The organism is Vescimonas sanitatis (assembly GCF_049060325.1).
Classification (GTDB): Bacteria; Bacillota; Clostridia; order Oscillospirales; family Oscillospiraceae; genus Vescimonas; species Vescimonas sanitatis.
On sequence record NZ_JBMGPW010000048.1, the window covers coordinates 1 to 434 of the forward strand.

Annotated in this window: 1 protein-coding gene; it reads right to left on the reverse strand. The window is 72.6% G+C overall.

Annotated elements, in window-relative coordinates; translation table 11 throughout:
- Positions 1–434: TCP-1/cpn60 chaperonin family protein (locus tag ACOMDU_RS13690; RefSeq protein ID WP_421130710.1), on the reverse strand; the 434-nt coding region annotated here is incomplete at both ends.

A 434-nucleotide genomic window follows, 5' to 3' on the forward strand; every position in this document is an offset into this window, starting at 1 on the left:
GTCAGGAACAGGCCCGCGATGGACGCGGCGTTCTGCAGGGCCGAGCGGGTCACCTTCACCGGGTCGTTGATGCCGGCGGCCAGCAGGTCCTCGTACTCGCCGGTGGCGGCGTTCAGGCCGTGGCCGTCGTCGAGGGTCTTGACCTTGTCCGCCACGACGCCGGGCTCCAGGCCGGCGTTGAAGGCGATCTGCTTCAGCGGGGCCTCGATGGCGACCTTCACGATGTTCGCGCCGGTGGCCTCGTCGCCCTCGAGCTGCAGGCCACCGAACGCCTTGGCGCCGGCCTGGATCAGGGCCACGCCGCCGCCGGCGACGATGCCCTCCTCCACCGCGGCCTTGGCGTTGCGCACGGCGTCCTCGATGCGGTGCTTGCGCTCCTTGAGCTCCACCGCGGTGGCGGCGCCCACGCGGATCACGCCGATGCCGCCGGAGGG